Source organism: Candidatus Babela massiliensis, assembly GCF_000513475.1.
Classification (GTDB): Bacteria; Babelota; Babeliae; order Babelales; family Babelaceae; genus Babela; species Babela massiliensis.
The window spans coordinates 589,877-608,767 of the sequence record NC_023003.1; the positions used below are offsets into that span (position 1 = coordinate 589,877).

The window sequence follows — 18,891 nt, forward strand, 5'->3', positions numbered from 1 at the left end:
TCATACCTCCTTTAGAAAGTTATACCAATTTTGGTCCATACAAGCCATCTTTCAAGAGCAGTATTAATTTCTCCAGTTTGGAATTCATAAGATGTTCCTAAAGCAAAAAAAGCTGGACATGTCTTATTTCTTCTAATTCCTACAGAAGCATAAATAGTATTAGAAAGTACTGCAGGATGAGATGCTGATTCTAAATCTAAATCACAAGCTGAAAGTTGTAATCTGGTATAATTTGGATCATCAAACTGTACAACACTATCTTTATAATTAGCTTTAATTGTTCTTGCTGTTGTTGCAGTTCCAGCTCCATTAATGCCCTTTAAATAAACACCTCTTACAGGATTACATTCCGGTAAATGTATATGCTCTGCTTGTCGCATAAATAAGTTGTAACCTAATTCACTTATAAAATTCCAACAACCAGAAGTTTTATTAAACTGAAATGCTTGGTTTAAAATACCCTGAAAAGCAGGATCAACTTTAATACAATGTCTTAAAGAGTTATAACCAAATGTTCCAGAACTAAAATTAGCATTGGCAAAAGCACTATTAGCTTCAACCGTTCCATTATAAGTTTCTAAGAATCTACTCCATGGTTTACCGATAAGATCAAAAGCACGAACTTGATGACTTTCAAGTAAATAACGACCATTCCACTCTAAGATCCAATCTATTTCCCAGCAATTTCTTCTATAAATATTAAAATTTGTTTCATTACCAAATAATAATCCTAAGCTTCTATTACTACCAACCATAGCTTCAAATAGATGACGTCCTAATACATGATTTCCAGCAGGAAGAGCTATTCCTAGATAGGAAGTAGTACTAGCCCATTCTGTTACATATGTATTATAACCAATAAATAGTTCAACGTCTGACAATCCCCATCTTTCTCTTCTTGGAAGTAAATCTTGTTGCATAAACGCTGCTCTTACAGAGTTTACATGAGGTAAATTATTAAGACCTAGCTCTCCATTATAAGCACCACCGCCATTATTAGTTATAGTTTCTCTTAAATGTATAGTATTTCTAACTCTTTCAACTGGCATAGCTGCTTCAAACCAAAATCCTGTAGTTCCGTCTTTTTTAAGAGTTAACTGTTGTTTATAATCCAAACCGATACCAAGTTTAGATTGATGAGCTGAAAAACAAACTCTACTTGCAAAAGAGCCATTATCTAAATTAGTTGAAACTCCATTATTTGTAACAATATTAAAGTTACGAGCTTCTACATTCTTTAAAGGATTATAATCAGCAGACGATCCATAATTGGTTGAGCCTGGTGTTAATGAATCTTCAAATGCTTCTTTATATTCCTGGAAATTGAGGCAACAATCATTACACTCTGAAGGCAAGAAATATCTTGTTAATTTTTCAGATCCACGTTTAGTAGTTTTTCCTCCATAAACTACAATTTGAAACGCTCCTCTCCAACCTGTACAACAAGTTTCCATCAAATCATTTCTAAAAAAAGATTGACGCTCTGGAGACCCTTTTTGGAAATTAGGTCTTGCTGTAAAAAATGTATGACTAAACGTCTGTCCTCTAACGTTTGCCTGTAGCGGAACCATAAAACTGGCTATAACACCGGCAATCTTGGCAAATTTTTTCATAAGTACTCCTTTTATGAATGATACGATAAATATTACTTTGTTCTTTTCTAGCATCTTTGTATTATAGAAGTCAATTATTTCAACATAGTATCGATCATGGATTTGACCAAGATTTTGCCCGGCATATTTCAACACCTTACACATTTAATTATTCAAATAAAAAAAATTAAAAACTTTCTATTTGTAATAATAATTTTACTTCTTTTACGTAAATAAAAACAATAATTTGTTGTTTTTGATAAAACGGTCGACTGATATAAAAAAATATATTAAATTTAATAATATATTAAAATTAATTATAATTATTCAAATTAGGACATATTTCTATGTTTAATAAAATCAAGGGAACTAAAGACTTTCTAGATTTGAGTCTATTTAATTTTCTCATAGATCAAGTAAAAAAACATTTATCTACTTATAACTTTACTGAAATCTCTACACCTATATTGGAACCTCTTGATCTTTATAAGAGATCTTTAGGTCAAGAAACCGACATAGTCTCTAAAGAGATGTATATAATAAAGTCTGAAAGTGATCAAGAAATGATTTGTCTAAGACCAGAGGGTACAGCTTCAACAGTTAGAGCATTTGTTGAAAATAATATCAATAGCACACCATGGAAAGTCTATTCTTGTGGACCGATGTTTAGACATGAAAGACCTCAAAAAGGTAGATATCGACAGTTTAATCAAATTAACATGGAGATTATAGGATCAAAGTCAATTAATCAAGATGTACAATTAATAAAGATGCTTGAAAGATTTTTCTTCGATACTTTAAGTATAGATAACTATGCTTTATTAATAAATTTTTTAGGATGCCCTGAAGATAGAGTTAAGTTTAAAGAGATCTTTAAAGATTTTTTAGAAAATTATTTTGAAAAAATTTGTTCCACTTGTAAAATTCGTAAAGAATCTAATATATTGCGAATATTTGATTGTAAAAATGAAAGTTGTAAAATTATATATAAAGAAGCTCCAAGAATAACAGATCATTTGTGCCAACCTTGTCAAATCGAATGGACTGAAATAAAAAATAATTTAGAATACTTATCAGTATCCTATACTCACGAACCCAATTTAGTTAGAGGTCTTGATTACTATCAAAAAACGGTTTTTGAATTTGTCTCACAAGATCTAGGAGCACAAAGTGCCTTTTGTGGTGGCGGGAGATATGATAAACTGGTCAAAGAAATAGGAGCAAAAGAAGATCAACCTTCTATAGGCGCCGGAATGGGCATTGAAAGAATTCTAATATTACTTGAAAGAATTAAAGATAAATTAGCTATACCATTATTACCACCTCTTTATGTAATACTTCCTTTAAGCAAAGAAGAACAAAGCTTAGCGCTAATTATAGCAGACGAACTTCAAGCAATAAAAAAAGCAATTTCCGTTGACATATTTTTAGAAGAAGATTCTTTAAAAAGTATGATGCGCAAAGCTAATAAAATGGGGGCTAAATTTGCAATAATTATAGGTTCAGAAGAGAAAGAAAATAAAGTAGTTAAACTTAAAAATATGATAACCGGTAAAGAGGATATTTTAAAACATAAAGAATTAATAAGCATCATATTAAATAATTAAAAAGAGCTGTCAATACAGCTCTTTTATAATTTACCATCTTAAGCTTTGCTCATAACCTAATCTAATCAAAAGGTCATTGCCCAATTTTTTCATTAATGTAATATTTTGAGGAGAAAAATATCTTATCCAACTACCTTTTTTACCTTCTCTAAAAGTTAATGTATTACCCCAAAGTTTATCAGCTATATTTTGTGCTTCTGAGTCAGACAAATTATACCCAATATGACTACCAATAACTTTTATTGAACTTATTTGTTGCTCTTTTGTACTTCCACCTTGAGGACCAACTAAATCTTCAAATTTTATACAACAACATTGATTATCGTTCATCCATTCTATATATTTTTCATAAACTTTTAAAATATCCGATTGAAGTAAAAGATCTAACTTTTGAGCAAAATTGGTTAAAGTGTTATTAAACATATTTTCTCCAGGGCGAGAATACCAACACACATAAGAAACTAACCAATCTCTAGGATCACGATATATGAGGAATTTTTTAAAATTATATTTTTTAAAGAAACTATTAATATCATCTGAATACATAAAATGCCCCCAAGCAAACTTATCTGAAGGAAAATTCACAAAAGGCATTATCTGGTCTACTGTAAAATAATCACCAATAAACATTGGATGTTTTTTTGTTATCAAATTTAAGCATTTAATTATCAAATGGCTTCCACATTTAGGAATAGTAGTAACAAAAAATAATGAATCATTTGCTTTAAGGGTATTAAAGTAAAATAATAAAAATAAATATATACTTAAACTGTTAAAATTCATAGATTAACCTCCCAAAATAATTTTTTACAATATTTACTTCAATTACTAAAACTACAATATGTATTGATAAAAAATAAATAAAAAACAAAATTACATTAGATAATCTTTAAAAAAGTATATTAAATAAACATTAAATAAAATACTATCAAAACGGTCTAATAAACCACCATGACCCGGCAGTATAGAACCTGAATCTTTTATATCAGAAAGTCTTTTTAAGTAAGACTCAAATAGATCTCCAAATAAAGCTGTAACAGTAATTAATAAACTGATAATAAACAAAAATATAAAGTTAGCTTTGAATATATTAAATTGGAAAAATAAATAAGCAATTAAACTAACTCCTACAAAGCCTCCAATAGCTCCTTCAATTGTTTTATTAGGACTAACTTTTGGCAATAGTTTACTTTTACCAAATAACTTTCCAAAAATATAAGAAAATGTATCATGAGAAAAAACCGATATAAATAAATAGAAATTAAGCAAATGATTATAGAATTCTAAATAAATAATCAACAGAAACGGTAAAATAATATACAATAAAGTAAATAAACAATAGTATATTGAATTTCTAATATACTTAGGACAAAGTAAAGGCCATTCGATTTTTAAAATCAAGAATAAAACTAAAAATATAATTAAAGAAAATACTTTAGGATAAAATAGCAAAGTACAAAATATAACTATAGATAAAGAAATACCAGTTAATATTCTTTTAAGAAATTCATAATTAATCAAGTTTTGTAAAAGCATTTTCTATATAATTTATATTTACAGTATCATTAAATACTTCAACTAAAGCTACATCAAATCTTAAGATATAATTACTCAAACCCTTAACCATAGTATAATTTAAAGCAGTTCTAATTATTTTATTTTGTTTAGATAATGATATTAAATCTGAAAGATAAAATTTAGGATTTTGTCTTAATTTTACTTCTACAAAACTAATTAGATCATTATTTCTAGCAATAATATCTATCTCTCCATACTTAGTTCTATAGTTTTTATCGATTATCTCAAATCCTTTATCTTCTAAATATTGAGCAACTAAGTTCTCACCTTCTAGGCCTAAAGTAATCTTATCTTTCATATTTATAAATAATTATAAGATTTTACTAGCTTATTTGTTCTTGATTTTCCGATTTTATAAAATTAAATTTTTCAGAGGCCTTTGCTAAAGTAACTTCAATATCACTAATAAGCTTTTCTTGTTCTAAAGATTTTTCTTTAATAAATGGCAATACCTTATTTTTTATATAAGCTAATCTTCTTTGAGCTGCATTGAGAGATGAAAAATTATTATAATAATTATACTTATCAAGATAAGTGCCAATCACACCTATTTCAGTATCTAAAACTTTATTATAACAATGGTTAACTATCTGATTAACACTATCTAGGTAAGTATCTTGATCAGAATATTTTTCTAAAAAGTTTTTAGCAAGCTCTAAAGTTTTATTAGTTTTCTTTTGATCTCTATCAGAATCTAATAGAGAAAGATAGTTAGATTGTATATCAATATAAGCAGCGATCTTAGCTTCACTAGTACCTGGATAAAGAGATTGGTACTCTTGAGCATATTTTTCAGCTTTGTCAAAAATACCTTGATCTAAATAAGTTTGAGCAAGTTGCAACGTAACCTTTTGAGCTATATTTTGATCAGAGCAGACCAATAAAGCTCTTTCAGCACATTTTATGGTCATATCGATATCTTTTTGATCTTCATAATAAGCTTTTGCTAATAAAACTTCATTAACATTCATGTCTTTAGTCTGCTTATTAAGGATCTTTTCAACTTTATTAAGCATTTCTTGTACATTAGATGTTTCTAAACTGCTTAGAGTAGATTCAGGTACCAAATTCAAAAAGCCATGATCTGTAATTTTATTACCACAACCAGTTAATGCAAATATTAAAAGTATACTTAATAGTGTATTTATATTTTTCATATTCATTTTAACCATATTATTTCATTATAAGTTTTTAAGTTTTTATATTAATATTATCTTAAGACTAGCATATGTAATTTATATCGACAAGTGCAAAATTCACCCATTATGTTATCTTTTATAAAGATAATTAACTTAAAGGATAATATCTATGATAAGAAAATCTTTTTATCAAGTACTAATTGATCGAAAAATTTTTACTCAACAAAGATTAAAAGAACTTGAACTAGAGGCTCAATCAGCTAATTTAACTCTTGAAAATTATTTAATCGAAAATAACCTAATTAAAGAAGAAGATTTAGCAAAAGCTTTATCTGAACAGTTCAATATACCAGTTGTTAGTAATATTCAAGAAAAAATGACAGATCCAGAAATTTTATCAAAAATTCCTATAAAATTTCTACGAGATAATCTAATTATGCCCCTACATTATGACGATCAACTTATATTAGCTACAGCAAAACCATATAACTTTGAGCCTATTGATGAATTAACATTAATATTAGGCGGAAATGCTAAAGTAGCAGTAGCAACAAGAGCTTCTATTATCGATGCTATTAACAGGTACTATCCAATAGAAGGAACTCAACAGATGATTGAGGAACTTCAAGAAGAAGTTACTCCAGAGCTTGATTTAAGCACAATAAAAGAAGAAGACATTCTCTCAATGGCAAGTGAAGCGCCTATAATTAAATTAGTCAATCATATCTTATATCAAGCTGTAAAAAGAGAGGCTTCAGATATTCACATTGAGCCATTTGAAAAAGAAATTCATGTACGCTATAGAATAGATGGTGTTTTATATAACGTTTTAAATCCACCCAAGAGAATACAATCAGCTTTAACATCAAGAATTAAAATTATGGCTAATCTAAATATTGCTGAAAAGCGTATACCACTTGATGGACGTATAAATATAAAAGTTGCAGAGAAAGCAATCGATATTCGTGTTTCTACTTTACCAGTATCTTTTGGTGAAAGAATAGTAATGCGTTTACTTGATAAATCTAAAACTTTTGTAACTCTTGATAAACTAGGATTTAGCGAACGAGATTATAAGGTTATTAACAATAGCATCGAGCAACCAAATGGAATAATATTAGTAACCGGTCCAACAGGATCTGGTAAAACTACCACTCTATATTCTGTGCTTAATAAACTTAATTCACCAGATGTTAATATAATAACAGTAGAAGATCCAGTTGAATATCAATTAGCAGGAATTGGGCAGGTACAAGTTAAAGAGTCAGTAGGTCTAACATTTGCAGCAGCTTTACGCTCAATATTGCGTCAAGATCCGGACATTATCATGATCGGGGAAACACGTGATCAAGAGACCGCACAAATTGCTATACAATCTGCTTTAACAGGTCATCTTGTTTTAAGTACTTTACACACAAATAGTGCAGCTGGAAGTATAACTCGTTTAATAGATATGGGCGTAGAACCATATTTGATAGCTTCAAGTTTAGTTTGCTCTATAGCTCAACGATTAGTAAGAAAATTATGTCCTAGCTGTAAAAGAGCTTATCAACCAACACAAGAAATTTTAAAAAGGTTACCTATTTCATTAGAAGAATTAAAAAGTTGGACATTTTATGAACCAGTTGGATGTGAACAATGTTCAAATACAGGCTTTAAAGGACGAATTCCAATATTTGAAATTATGTTAATGACTACTGACATCGGCAAATTAACAGTAGAAAGAGCAGATGCCAAAATAATTGAAACACAAGCTGAAAAAGATGGAATGACCACTCTCTTTCAAGATGGCTTAAGAAAAGTTAAATCTGGCCTAACTACGATAGAAGAAGTGCTAGCTGTGGCTACATCATCAGATCAAGCCCTTGATTTAGATCAAACTGTAGAACTTTGAAATTATGAGATAGAGCGCACTCTATCTCATAAATATTTTTAATAATATGGTAAATTAAATTGATTATAAAAAAGCAAATAGCTTTTACTTTATTTGAGATATTAATAGTTATCGCAATTACTTGTTTTATTATTTGTTTATCTTTTAAGGTAGTTAACTTAAGCGACAAATCTTTAATATATATTGAACTTGAAAGATTATACTCTTGCGCTTTATACTTACAAAATCAATCAAAAGTAGAAAGTCAAGATAAATATATCTTATTTGATGAGATAAATAACCAATATCATTATTATAATAATGATATAAAAGAAACTCATAAGCTATCTTCCCAAATAGCTTTTGGTTTTCTCCCAAACTCTAAAGGGCCTCCATCAAACCCAACTTCTAAAATAAAAAAAGCAATAACTTTTAATAATAAAAAAATAATGTTTTTTAAAGATGGTACAGTAAGCGCAGGAATAATATACTTAATAGATAAAAACAAAACAGCAATGTATGCTTTAAGCTGTGGCATCTCTTCAATATCTTACTTAAGACAATATAAATATATTGATATATCTAACAAGTGGCTTTTACTCAACTAAAGATATATAATAATTTTAAAAAATTATTACTCCTTTTAATCTATATAAAATTATGAAACGCATTTTAAAAAAAATATTTTTGATACTAATATTTACTACTATTGTGTTAAGCTTTGGATTATTTGCATATATTATCAATAAAATACAAGATAAAGAATTTTATCTTCAATCGCTATTAATAGACAATGATAATAAAATACTTAAAGCTTTCTTTTCTCCTGATGATAATTTAAAAGATATACTATTAACATTAATCGCTTGTGAAAAAAAATCAATCAAAATAACCATGTATACAATCACAGAAAAAGATATAGCACAAGCCTTAATAGATGCACACAAAAAAGGAATAAAAGTAGAATGCATTTCCGATAGAACCTATGGAGCCGATAAGTTTAGCAAAATTCCAAGACTTGCAAATTATGCAATACCAATATGGGTTTATCAAACAGAAGAAAAAAATGGTTCGTTAATGCATAATAAATTTGTTATATTTGAAGATAATATATCAAATAAAAGTATAATATGGACTGGATCTTATAATTTTACTAAAAGGGCTGGCGAGGCTAATCAAGAAAATATTATAATTATTGATAATCAAAACATATTCAATAGATATAACCAACAATTTGATATTATCAAAAAAAGATCATTACTTATAAGTGGAGATATAAAGGAAACTTATAATTACCGTTATGATCAAAATAAAAATAAAAAAAGAGAAATAGATAACTATATTGATTATATAGTTAAACAAATATTAAAATTTATTAGATATATATAATTTATAATAATGTCGGCTAAGTATTTGTAGAACAGCTTCATTACTACAAATTCCTCTTAGCCGATATCAATGCTATTTCGGTTTTATAAAAAAATCAAGTTAATTTTATAACTGATCTATAATAGTTTTCATATCAGAAGGAATATCATACCAAAATACATAATCGATATCTTTATAATTAAAAGATAACCTATAAGCATGTAAAGCCTGCCTTGATATTAATTTAGATTTTGAGCCATAGAGTTCATCTCCTATAATTGGATGATTAATCGATGATAAATGAACTCTTATTTGATGAGTACGCCCTGTAATAGGTTTTACTTCTAATACCGATGCATCTGTTAAATATTTTTGCACTTTATAATAAGTAACGGAATCTCTGCCAGTTGTATAATCTGCCGCCATCTTATTTCTTTGAGCAATATCTCTTCTAATTTTTTTATCTATTTTATTAAAATCAGAACTAGACATAGGATGACCTTTAACAACAGCTATATATGTCTTTTCAATTTTTCTTTCTTTAAACATATTAGAAAAAACAATATGAGCTTGATTATTTCTTGGTATAATTAAAATTCCAGACGTATCTTTATCAAGACGATGCACTATACCTGGACGCTCTAGATCCCCAACTTTCTCAAGTTCTTTAAAATGACATACAAGCCAATCTACAAGAGTTATTTCTTTACTGTTGGTACTAGGTTTATGAACAGTTAAATTAGCAGGTTTATAAACTATAAGAAAATCTTGATGGGTATATAAAACTCTAACATCAAGATTTAAATCTCTAATATTATCCATGTTACTTTCAATTAAAGGTTTTAATTTAGGAAAACTAAATTGTATAAGATCTTCATTCTTAGTAATATAACTTGGTTTATCTATTATCTTGCCATTTATTGATAATAACTTATCTTCAATTAAATTTTTAAAAAAAGTTCTTGAGTAACATGGATATTGCTGATATAAATAAAGATCCAATCTTTTTGAAGCATTATCTTCATCGATATTTAGACTTATTTTGGTATTTTCTTGTTCCATTAGTAACTCCATTTTATTTTAATTTTTAACAAATAATAACTATACTATTATTATATAGTTTAAATTAATTAAAAAAATTTTAAAGCAAAATAGACATTTGAATTTTTATAGTTTATTATAAAAAAGAATAGAAAACACTATATTGTTGCCAATTAACAATATATAAATCTAAATACAAGTAAAAATATAAGACAGCTAGAACATCTGTCTGACGAACTAAGCCTGTAAATACTTATAGAAATTGGTATTAACTAGTTCGCAAAACAAGAGTCCTGGATTTTAAATCCGACGAAGTTCAATCTTAATGTTAAGCGGTATCGCTAAAGAGATGTGTTAATATTTTAAAAATCTTAAAAAGCAATGTGAGCATACTATGAGTATAAAACAAACTTTTAATGATATTTTAGACAATATTGATGATGTTATTGCTCAAAGCTCTGATCTAGGAGTTTCTTTATGGCAGGATTTTTTAGATATACATCCGGCTGATATTGCACAATTTTTAAGCGATATTAATCAAGATAAAGCAAAAGTTTTATTTCTTGCAATTCCAAAAAAACTTAAATTTGAAGTTTTTTCGTATCTTTCTGAATATACTAAGAAATTATTGCTCTCAACAGTACCTGATACTGAAAGAAGTGCTTTACTTTCTAGTTTACCACTTGATGAATTAACTGACTTACTTGATTATCTTTCTGATGAAGAACTAAAAAATTACTTAAAGTTATTGCATAAAAAAGATAGAGAAAAGGTTGTATCTTTGATGCAATTTGAGTCAGAATCAGCTGGCGGTATAATGCACACTGATGTACTGACATTAATGCAAGATTTAACTATAGAAAAAAGTATCAATATACTTCAAAGGCTGCAACCTAAAAAAGAACTGCATAGAGTTATTTATGTAACAACACGTGAAAATGAATTAGTTGGATATATCAATTTAGAAGATCTAGTTTTAAGAAAACCAGTTACTAAATTAGATTCAATTGTTAAAGAAGCGGAATTAATAGTTAATGTGCATGAAGATCAAGAAAAAGTTGCTCAAGATATGTCAAGATATAAATTAACTATAGCACCTGTAGTTTCTGATAATAATATATTTCTTGGAATAATTGACAGTGACGCATTAGTAGGAATTATAGAACAAGAAGCTGCAGAAGATGTTTATAAAATATCTGCTTTAACTCCTATTAAGCATACTTACTTTGAAACACCATTTTCAAAACTTTACTATCAAAGAGTATCTATACTTGCTATTTTACTTCTAACTCAAACATTTTCTGCTCTTATTATAAAACATTATGAAGATTTATTGACTGGATTTTTAATTATATTTCTAACAATGATAGCATCAACTGGTGGAAATGTAAGTAGCCAAACTTCAGCATTAGTAATACAAGGGTTAGTATCTGGTGAAATATCAGATGCAAATAGATATAGATTCTTGTGGCGTGAGTTATTGATGGCTTGTGCTATTGGCGGAACTTTAGCTATAGTATCATTTATAAGAGTATTTGCGACAAATCCTGATCCATCTAAATTGCTTTCAATATTTTCAATTAGTCTTTCAATAGCTGCGATAGTTATAGTATCCGTTATGCTAGGTAGTATAATTCCATTAGTTTTAAAAAGATTTAAGCTAGATCCAGCACTATCAGCAGGACCATTTTTAGCTACTATAATGGATATATTAGGAATATTAATTTATTGTAATATAAGTAGAATTATTTTAGGTTTATAAAAAAAATAAAAAAGTTGTATAATAATTCTTGACAAAAAGCAGAACAATCTATATTATATTGATTATAATCATGCTCAATAGCAAGTCTTAAAAACTATTGTTCATTTTTATCTTCTTTAAAATTTTGCTCTAAATTATGTTTTGAAAATTTGCATAAATTTAGGAGCCGCTAGCTCAGTCGGTAGAGCAACAGCCTTTTAAGCTGTGGGTCGTTGGTTCGAATCCAACGCGGCTCACCATAATACGTCCCTATCGTCTAGGGGTTAGGACATCACCCTTTCACGGTGAAAACAGGGGTTCGAATCCCCTTAGGGACGCCAAAATAATATATGACAGAGCTTTTCTTACAATTGATAATCAAAAGCAGCTTTATACAAATCATAATCTTTATGCAATTATAACTTAATATTTTAAATACTACAGGAATCTCGCAGGAAAATACTTGACCATATCAATAAAAAAAATATAAAATACCCTTCTATAGATAATAAAACTAAAAGTAAAAAATTCACCATGAAGAAAATATTCTGGGATAATCCATATCAAACTGAATTGCTAACCAAAATCATTTCAATTGAGAACAACAAAATTCTTTTTGAAGAAACTATAGCTTATTCTTTTTCTGGTGGACAAGAAAGTGATAAAGCATGGATAAATAACGTTCCAATATTGAACTCAATAAAAGAAGATCATCTTATATATTATATTTTACCAGAGAATCATACTTTTACTGTAGAGCAAATCGTCAGAATGACCATTGATTGGCCACGTCGTCATAAACTAATGAGACTACATTTTGCTGCAGAATTAATTCTTGAAATTGTAACTCAAAAATATGGATTTGAAAAAATTGGAGCTCATATAGCTGAACATAAGTCACGTATAGATTTTATAGCAGATACCAATATTTCAATATACTTTGAAAAAATCTTAGATCAATATAATCAAATTATTAATCAAGACCTTCCAATTAAAACTGGATACTCAGATATTGAAAATCAAAGACGCTTTTGGGAAATAGACGGTTTTGCTCAAGTTCCATGTGGAGGAACACACGTCAGATCAACAGGAGAAGTAGGATACGTAGCATTAAAAAGAGATCGCCCAGGAAAATCTGTAGAAAGAATAGAAATTAAACTTGTAGATAATATATAAATAATGCTAGATCATTTCTTAACTCTAACCTAAGCAAAATATCCATTTATAATAAATCTTAATTAAACTTTATTAACATTATTGATTCTCAATAAACCTTAAGTATAAAATATTTCAGGTTATTAAATTATTTATTGAGGAGAAAAAATGTTAGGAAAAATAATATATAAGATTATTTTAACAATAACCCTTACATTTAATAGTCTACTATTTTCAGCAACATGGAAGGTATTTTTCTATATGGATTCTAGTGATGATCTAAGTGATATGGCAATAAAAAATATCACTGATATGGTTAGAACAAAACCTCAAGACAATATAGAACTATTAATCCAATTACATGCATATCATAAAGCAGGATTACGTTATAAAGTAACAAAAAATTCACTTACATTTCTAGAAGAAGTAGAATTAAAAGGTGATCCTAAACAAGATCTTATAGATGCTTCTTCATGGGCATTTAAAGATAATAAGCATGATTATACTATGCTAATTTTATCAAATCATGGATGGGGAATTTTAGATCCTAAATATAATTCAGATACTGATCAATGGCAAGCAAATGCCGAGCCTATTTCTAATTACTGTTCACTTAAATATCTTGAAGAACATAAAAAACATAAAGGTTTTATGTTTAACAAAACAACAAAGAACTATCTTAATAATCAAGAACTTATTGGATCACTCAATTATATTAAAAATAATTTATTAAATGGTAAAAATCTTGATATTTTAGCTTTTGATACATGTATGGGATCTATGCTTGAAGTAGCATATCAAATTAGTCCATTTGTTAATTATCTTGTGGGAAATCAAAGTTGTTCCCTGCCTGATGGATTTGATTATCAAGGTGTAATATCAGCACTTAATAAGAAAAATAACCCGATTAATACTATAAAGGATATGGTTCAAGCATTTGATAATTATTACAAAAAAAATGATTCGTCAGGAATTTATACTCATGCAGGCCTTGATCTATCATCCACAAATGAAATAAAAGAAACTCTTGATGCTATAGTTACTCAATTACTTGATATACCTGAAATTAATCAAATACTTATTAAAGCACAAAATAATACTCCCAGATTTTGCATGTGGCCTATGTATACTGACCCTATAGCATTTTGTAAAATAATTGAAGAACAACTAGATCCAATACAAGGACCATCCAAAATTAAAGCTTTAAAACAGACATTAGAAAAGCTTTATATTATTGTTGAACAGGCTGTAGTAGCCAGATGTGGTGGGCATACCACACAAAATCTTGCATATGGATTTTCTATTTATTTACCAATGAATATCATAGATAGCTCATATTATAATACAAGTTTTGCTAAAGAATCTAAATGGCTTGATTTGTTAAAGCATTTGTTGCAAAATCAAATTGAACAAAAGCCAATTAACTTTACTCCACAAAATATTAAAATAAATTAAAATTTACTAGCAATACCCTAAATTTAAATAATAAATCAACGGTATTGCTTTTTTATTTATTAATCAATTTTTTCTTATTTTTTAACTGTTTCTATCAATTTTATTTAACATACTTATATGTAATTTCTTTATAATGTTAGATTTTTAATAGCTGAATAATTTATATAACTATCAACCCTACAATTAATATTCTTAATTTCAAATTACTTACATATATGTTAAAATATAATTTATATAGTAAACAAAATTATATATAAAATAATTAATTTTTAGGATATCAAATGAAATATCGTAAGTTTAAACAAAATAAATTGTGGCGCGATAAACTTGTAGATTTAATGAATCAAAATCAATCTAAAATTCATTATAAAGAACTAGATGACCAAGAATTTATTGAACAATTAAAAATAAAATTACTTGAAGAAGCTCAAGAAGTTTGCTGCACAAATACAAAAGAAGATTTAATAGAAGAATTAGCAGATATACTTGAAATAATTTCAGCATTTTGTACTGTTCAAAATATTGCCTTTCAAGAAATTATTAATATAAAAAATAAAAAGCATAACAACCGAGGTGGATTTGAAGGACGCAAATTTGTCACAATTGCAGAACATCCTATCGGAAGCTTTGGAGAAAAATATTGCTTAAATGATCCAGAAAAATATCCTGAAATTTTAGATTAAAAACAATATAAATATTTTGCCAAAATTGTTTTAAAAAGTAATATAGAACATGATATTTCAATAAAATAAACTAAAATTATTTGTAATTACTTATGTTTTGAGATAAAAATATATTAACATTTAAATATATATATTTATAATTAAACTATTAAAATGTGTTAATATTTAGATACAAATCATGAGAAGAAAAATGAATTACTTAAATGAACGCTTTATAGGTTTACTTTTTATTATAATAGGTTCAGGCTTTCTAATGTATGGTATAAGTTATTTTGTAATACCTTTTAGCACAATTGCTGGTGGCTTTTTAATTTTAAATCAAGGTTTACAAATGAGAAACCTACCGCCTCTTACAAATTTATTAAAAAATATATTTTCAAAATTTAAATAGAATAGTCAACTTTTTGTCTATAATTTCTTTTAAAGAACTTTTCTATTTCAACAAGAGTAAGATTATGGATAGTAGGCCTGCCATGAGGACAGGTTAATTTATTTTCTATTTTATAGAGATTTTTTATTAAGTTATTCATAGCATCAGGCTGTAAAATATCTCCAGCTTTAATTGCTGATTTACAGCTAATTTGAGCATGCATTTTTTCAAGTAAAAGATTTCTTAATTTATCAGGACCAATTTTATGGTTTTCATTTATATAAGCTATAGATTGTAAAATAATATCTTTAACCAAAATATTTTTCAGAAATATAGGAACTTCTTTTACAATAAGTGAATTAATACTTATTTGTTCAATTGATATTCCTGTTTGATCAAATAAATCAAAATACTGAGTCAAAATAGATATATCATTAGAATTTAGTTCAACAATCTCAGGAAATAACAATCTTATTTTAGAAATATTACTTAAGCTATCTTTGATTTGTTCATAAATTATACGCTCATGAGCTGCATGCTGATCAATTAGCGTTAACCCTTGGTCATTTTCAATAATTATATAAGTTTTAAAGATTTGACCTATTAACTTGTAATCAAGCATCTCTTCTTTATAATAACTCAAATTTGTTTTATCAATATATTCTATATTGTTTTGTTTATTGATACTTACTTCCTGACTTTGAATAGCAATATTTTCAGGGTCTATAAAACTTGTCTCTATTTGATTTTGTATGGTTGATTTTTGCTCTTTTTTAGCCTCTTGAACAATTTTAATATCATTACTATTTTCAAAAGTTTCATCCAAAATATTTAATACTTCTTCTGGCTTAATAATCTTTATCTTAGAATTTGTATTACTATCTTCAAGATCATTATATTTTATATGTTCTATATTAACTAAATTAGAAAAGTTCCATTTTAATTCTTTTTGGTTATCTATACTTTTATATTTTACTTCTTGCTGTCCAAGATTTTTATCAAAAGTAGACTCAAGAGCTTTTTTAACCTCAATAGTTATTAAATTTTCGATTAATCGTGGGTGCAAGAATTGAACTTCCTCTTTTTTAGGATGAATATTTATATCCACTTCTTCAAAAGGAACAAAAATATTAATTACCCCCGATGGAAAACGCGCAACTTCAAGCATTCCTTGGTAACCCTTGATAAAAGCTTGTACTAATTTATAGTTCTTTACCCATCTTTTGTTTACAAATAAAAATATTTGATTTCTATCATAACGACTATACTTTGGAGTAGATATAGCTCCGGTAATCTTATAACCAGTATTTTTATTTTTATCTATAAAATCTATAGGAATAATATTTCTTATGATTTCTGAATTATATAATTGCCCAAAACGATTAATCAAATCATTTGTAGAAGGACAGTTATAAATTAGCTTATTTTCATGATATAATTTAAAACCAATATTAGTATAGGAGAAGCAAAAAGCATGAAAAAGACTAACAATAGCTCTATACTCAGTTTCTCTAGACTTTAAAAATTTCTTACGAGCCGGAACATTAAAAAACAAGTCTTCGATCGTTATCTCTGTCCCCATATTACAACTTGAGACACTTTCTTTTTCTATCTTACCTTGATTAAGTATTAAAGTGGTACCTAACTGATCATTCTCTTGTTTAGTTGTTAATAATATCTTAGAAACGGACGAAATGCTAGAAAGAGCTTCACCTCTAAATCCAAAAGTAGTAATGCTATTTAAATCTGATACGGTTGTTATTTTACTAGTTGCATGATGCGCAAAGCAAATTTTAGCATCTTCAGGAGACATGCCTATACCATTATCAATGATTTTGATTAACTTTTTACCAGCATCTTCTAAATAGATTGTAATTTGATCAGCTTGAGCATCAATAGAATTCTCTATTAATTCTTTTAATACGTTTACAGGACGTTCTACAACTTCACCTGCGGCAATTTTTTGTATTTCTTGACTATCAAGTATTTTTATTTTAGTCATTTTTATGATCAACTTTAATATAAATTATTTATTAATAAGTATAATGCTTATTTGATAAATTAAAAAGGCTATCAAAAAACAGAGTTTAACTTAATTCAAACTCTAATTCATATAATATTAAAGTTATATCTTCAGAGGTTTTAATGCTAGTCTTATGTTTTAAAAGTTTACCAAGTTTATTACTCAATTTATTGGCAAAAGTGCCCAAGGAAATCCAAGATTTTGATTGTCCTTTAATATTCAATTTATTTGTAGTATATAAAAAATTATCTATAGCTATATTGACCGGTATATGTTGCATAATAAATTTTAAAATATCTTTTACTTTATAAACTTTTGATATTAGCATATCTTGTTTAGATTCTAATAGCTTAATGCTCTTGTTCAACTTAATTTTTTTATCAAAAATATACTTTTGATTTTGAACATACTTATCTAAATGATAAAAATCATCTCTTAATTTTAAATAAATATTTAATTGCTTTAATTGAAAATAAGAAATAGTAATTATACTAATCAAAGTAATACTAATAAAAAAAGTAATAGTTAATTTATTTAATATCTTATGAGTTTTTATATTATTAAAATCAGAAAAATTTATTAGGCTCATACCGAATTTTTAATCAGCAAATATATATAAATAATACATACCATATATTGTCATTAAATCGTCATGCTCAATGTTTAAACATAACTCTTCTTTTAAAATTTTAACTTTATCCAATGCTACGTTTCTAAAAAAAGCTCTTAAATAATCTATAGATAAATTAGCACTAGCTTCAATTGTAACCTTAGAGCAATTAACTTTATAAAAGTAATACCATGAAATAAAATCTGTGGTCAAGCAACTTAAATTAAAGCCTAAGTTAATTGCCAATAAATTATATTGAAAGATATGATAGTTAATAATAGCAGCTTGATAAAAGATACTGGAAGGATAAAATTGCAATTCTTGTGTTTTTATAAAATAATTATCTAAGTTGCTTAATTCCAGTTTTTTATAATTGCTTTGAGTAAAATTCTGAAAAATTTGCTGATGAATAGTAGAATTATTTATGCTTATTATTATATTATTAGATTTAATTTTATAATCTAAAGAAAATTTTTTTATCAAATCTTCTAAACAAGTTATATTAAATATTATACCATTAATAACGGGCACTTGAGATATATCATATACAGAATAAGCAATATTTGAACATTTTCTACCTGTACCAATAGCACTCAAGATTAATTTTTCATCGCTTATAGAAATTCCTATATATTCCATTTAAAATATCAACAAAA

At 27.1% G+C, this 18,891-nt stretch carries 18 protein-coding genes and 2 tRNA genes; 11 read left to right on the plus strand and 9 right to left on the minus strand.

Going from position 1 to position 18,891, the window contains the following annotated elements; genetic code table 11:
• Window positions 1–11 precede the first annotated feature (11 nt).
• Window positions 12–1,613, minus strand: a complete 1,602-nt coding sequence (locus BABL1_RS02725) for a hypothetical protein (protein WP_023792081.1) — start codon at window positions 1,611–1,613, stop codon at window positions 12–14.
• A gap of 326 nt (window positions 1,614–1,939) precedes the next feature.
• On the opposite strand from BABL1_RS02725, the gene hisS reads away from it, so the two are divergent.
• Window positions 1,940–3,199: a histidine--tRNA ligase gene (gene hisS / locus BABL1_RS02730; protein WP_023792083.1), complete on the plus strand. Its 1,260-nt coding sequence runs from the start codon at window positions 1,940–1,942 to the stop codon at window positions 3,197–3,199.
• A 30-nt stretch (window positions 3,200–3,229) separates the two neighbouring features.
• On the opposite strand, the gene BABL1_RS02735 is transcribed toward hisS, so the two are convergent.
• The 4 genes from BABL1_RS02735 to bamD form a co-directional block, all read right to left on the minus strand.
• The gene (locus BABL1_RS02735; RefSeq protein ID WP_023792086.1) at window positions 3,230–3,982 is read right to left on the minus strand and encodes a sulfotransferase domain-containing protein; all 753 of its coding nucleotides are present in this window, start codon (window positions 3,980–3,982) and stop codon (window positions 3,230–3,232) included.
• Window positions 3,983–4,072: 90 nt separating this feature from the next.
• Window positions 4,073–4,735: a phosphatidate cytidylyltransferase gene (locus BABL1_RS02740; RefSeq protein WP_023792089.1), complete on the minus strand. Its 663-nt coding sequence runs from the start codon at window positions 4,733–4,735 to the stop codon at window positions 4,073–4,075.
• Window positions 4,713–5,075 (minus strand): YraN family protein, encoded by a 363-nt coding sequence (locus tag BABL1_RS02745; RefSeq protein ID WP_023792092.1) that lies wholly within the window; start codon window positions 5,073–5,075, stop codon window positions 4,713–4,715. Before BABL1_RS02745 ends, BABL1_RS02740 begins: the two co-directional genes overlap by 23 nt.
• Before the next feature lie 25 nt (window positions 5,076–5,100).
• Window positions 5,101–5,934 carry an outer membrane protein assembly factor BamD gene (gene bamD, locus BABL1_RS02750; protein ID WP_171814731.1) on the minus strand — a complete coding sequence of 278 codons (834 nt, stop codon included), beginning with the start codon at window positions 5,932–5,934 and terminating at the stop codon, window positions 5,101–5,103.
• A 151-nt stretch (window positions 5,935–6,085) separates the two neighbouring features.
• Between bamD and gspE the strand changes: the two genes are divergently transcribed.
• Genes gspE through BABL1_RS02765 form a run of 3 tightly spaced genes read left to right on the plus strand, consistent with a single transcriptional unit; the run spans window position 6,086 to window position 9,178 of the window.
• A complete protein-coding gene (gene gspE, locus BABL1_RS02755; protein ID WP_023792097.1) occupies window positions 6,086–7,810 on the plus strand; it encodes a type II secretion system ATPase GspE in 1,725 nt (574 codons plus the stop codon).
• A 59-nt stretch (window positions 7,811–7,869) separates the two neighbouring features.
• Window positions 7,870–8,397, plus strand: a complete 528-nt coding sequence (locus BABL1_RS02760) for a type II secretion system protein (protein WP_023792100.1) — start codon at window positions 7,870–7,872, stop codon at window positions 8,395–8,397.
• Window positions 8,398–8,449: 52 nt separating this feature from the next.
• A complete protein-coding gene (locus BABL1_RS02765; RefSeq protein ID WP_023792102.1) occupies window positions 8,450–9,178 on the plus strand; it encodes a phospholipase D-like domain-containing protein in 729 nt (242 codons plus the stop codon).
• A gap of 105 nt (window positions 9,179–9,283) precedes the next feature.
• Here BABL1_RS02765 and BABL1_RS02770 read toward each other — a convergent pair whose 3' ends face one another.
• Window positions 9,284–10,231: an RluA family pseudouridine synthase gene (locus BABL1_RS02770; protein WP_146617285.1), complete on the minus strand. Its 948-nt coding sequence runs from the start codon at window positions 10,229–10,231 to the stop codon at window positions 9,284–9,286.
• Between the two features lie 361 nt (window positions 10,232–10,592).
• On the opposite strand from BABL1_RS02770, the gene mgtE reads away from it, so the two are divergent.
• The 7 genes from mgtE to BABL1_RS02805 all read left to right on the plus strand — a co-directional run bounded on the left by mgtE (window position 10,593) and on the right by BABL1_RS02805 (window position 15,623).
• Window positions 10,593–11,960, plus strand: coding sequence for a magnesium transporter (mgtE, locus tag BABL1_RS02775; protein WP_023792108.1), 1,368 nt, complete (start codon window positions 10,593–10,595; stop codon window positions 11,958–11,960).
• A 163-nt stretch (window positions 11,961–12,123) separates the two neighbouring features.
• Window positions 12,124–12,199, plus strand: a tRNA-Lys gene (locus BABL1_RS02780).
• 6 nt (window positions 12,200–12,205) lie between these two features.
• Window positions 12,206–12,280 (plus strand) — tRNA-Glu (locus BABL1_RS02785).
• A gap of 193 nt (window positions 12,281–12,473) precedes the next feature.
• A complete protein-coding gene (locus BABL1_RS02790) occupies window positions 12,474–13,115 on the plus strand; it encodes an alanyl-tRNA editing protein (protein WP_023792111.1) in 642 nt (213 codons plus the stop codon).
• A gap of 147 nt (window positions 13,116–13,262) precedes the next feature.
• Complete coding sequence (locus BABL1_RS02795; protein ID WP_023792113.1) at window positions 13,263–14,549, plus strand: clostripain-related cysteine peptidase; 1,287 nt, start codon at window positions 13,263–13,265, stop codon at window positions 14,547–14,549.
• A 281-nt stretch (window positions 14,550–14,830) separates the two neighbouring features.
• Window positions 14,831–15,232 carry a nucleoside triphosphate pyrophosphohydrolase gene (locus tag BABL1_RS02800; protein ID WP_023792116.1) on the plus strand — a complete coding sequence of 134 codons (402 nt, stop codon included), beginning with the start codon at window positions 14,831–14,833 and terminating at the stop codon, window positions 15,230–15,232.
• A 178-nt stretch (window positions 15,233–15,410) separates the two neighbouring features.
• Window positions 15,411–15,623 (plus strand): hypothetical protein, encoded by a 213-nt coding sequence (locus tag BABL1_RS02805; RefSeq protein ID WP_146617286.1) that lies wholly within the window; start codon window positions 15,411–15,413, stop codon window positions 15,621–15,623.
• Here the strand turns inward: BABL1_RS02805 and mutL are convergent.
• From mutL to BABL1_RS02820, 3 genes are all read right to left on the minus strand, one after another.
• On the minus strand, window positions 15,616–17,604 hold the full coding sequence (gene mutL / locus BABL1_RS02810; RefSeq protein WP_023792122.1) for a DNA mismatch repair endonuclease MutL: 1,989 nt from the start codon (window positions 17,602–17,604) through the stop codon (window positions 15,616–15,618). The genes BABL1_RS02805 and mutL overlap by 8 nt on opposite strands.
• Window positions 17,605–17,689: 85 nt before the next feature.
• Window positions 17,690–18,214 carry a hypothetical protein gene (locus BABL1_RS02815; protein ID WP_023792125.1) on the minus strand — a complete coding sequence of 175 codons (525 nt, stop codon included), beginning with the start codon at window positions 18,212–18,214 and terminating at the stop codon, window positions 17,690–17,692.
• A gap of 9 nt (window positions 18,215–18,223) precedes the next feature.
• Entirely contained in the window at window positions 18,224–18,874 is a 651-nt protein-coding gene (locus BABL1_RS02820) for a hypothetical protein (RefSeq protein ID WP_023792128.1), read from the minus strand.
• Window positions 18,875–18,891: the final 17 nt, after the last annotated feature.

Excerpts from the sequence above, each read along its gene's own strand:
- bamD (WP_171814731.1), bottom strand. The coding sequence starts at position 5,934 with ATGAAAAATATAAATACACTATTAAGTATACTTTTAATATTTGCATTA.
- hisS (WP_023792083.1), top strand. The coding sequence starts at position 1,940 with ATGTTTAATAAAATCAAGGGAACTAAAGACTTTCTAGATTTGAGTCTA.
- BABL1_RS02765 (WP_023792102.1), top strand. The coding sequence starts at position 8,450 with ATGAAACGCATTTTAAAAAAAATATTTTTGATACTAATATTTACTACT.
- BABL1_RS02725 (WP_023792081.1), bottom strand. The coding sequence starts at position 1,613 with ATGAAAAAATTTGCCAAGATTGCCGGTGTTATAGCCAGTTTTATGGTT.
- BABL1_RS02820 (WP_023792128.1), bottom strand. The coding sequence starts at position 18,874 with ATGGAATATATAGGAATTTCTATAAGCGATGAAAAATTAATCTTGAGT.
- BABL1_RS02745 (WP_023792092.1), bottom strand. The coding sequence starts at position 5,075 with ATGAAAGATAAGATTACTTTAGGCCTAGAAGGTGAGAACTTAGTTGCT.
- mgtE (WP_023792108.1), top strand. The coding sequence starts at position 10,593 with ATGAGTATAAAACAAACTTTTAATGATATTTTAGACAATATTGATGAT.
- BABL1_RS02795 (WP_023792113.1), top strand. The coding sequence starts at position 13,263 with ATGTTAGGAAAAATAATATATAAGATTATTTTAACAATAACCCTTACA.
- mutL (WP_023792122.1), bottom strand. The coding sequence starts at position 17,604 with ATGACTAAAATAAAAATACTTGATAGTCAAGAAATACAAAAAATTGCC.
- BABL1_RS02800 (WP_023792116.1), top strand. The coding sequence starts at position 14,831 with ATGAAATATCGTAAGTTTAAACAAAATAAATTGTGGCGCGATAAACTT.
- BABL1_RS02770 (WP_146617285.1), bottom strand. The coding sequence starts at position 10,231 with ATGGAGTTACTAATGGAACAAGAAAATACCAAAATAAGTCTAAATATC.
- gspE (WP_023792097.1), top strand. The coding sequence starts at position 6,086 with ATGATAAGAAAATCTTTTTATCAAGTACTAATTGATCGAAAAATTTTT.
- BABL1_RS02740 (WP_023792089.1), bottom strand. The coding sequence starts at position 4,735 with ATGCTTTTACAAAACTTGATTAATTATGAATTTCTTAAAAGAATATTA.
- BABL1_RS02790 (WP_023792111.1), top strand. The coding sequence starts at position 12,474 with ATGAAGAAAATATTCTGGGATAATCCATATCAAACTGAATTGCTAACC.
- BABL1_RS02735 (WP_023792086.1), bottom strand. The coding sequence starts at position 3,982 with ATGAATTTTAACAGTTTAAGTATATATTTATTTTTATTATTTTACTTT.
- BABL1_RS02815 (WP_023792125.1), bottom strand. The coding sequence starts at position 18,214 with ATGAGCCTAATAAATTTTTCTGATTTTAATAATATAAAAACTCATAAG.
- BABL1_RS02805 (WP_146617286.1), top strand. The coding sequence starts at position 15,411 with ATGAGAAGAAAAATGAATTACTTAAATGAACGCTTTATAGGTTTACTT.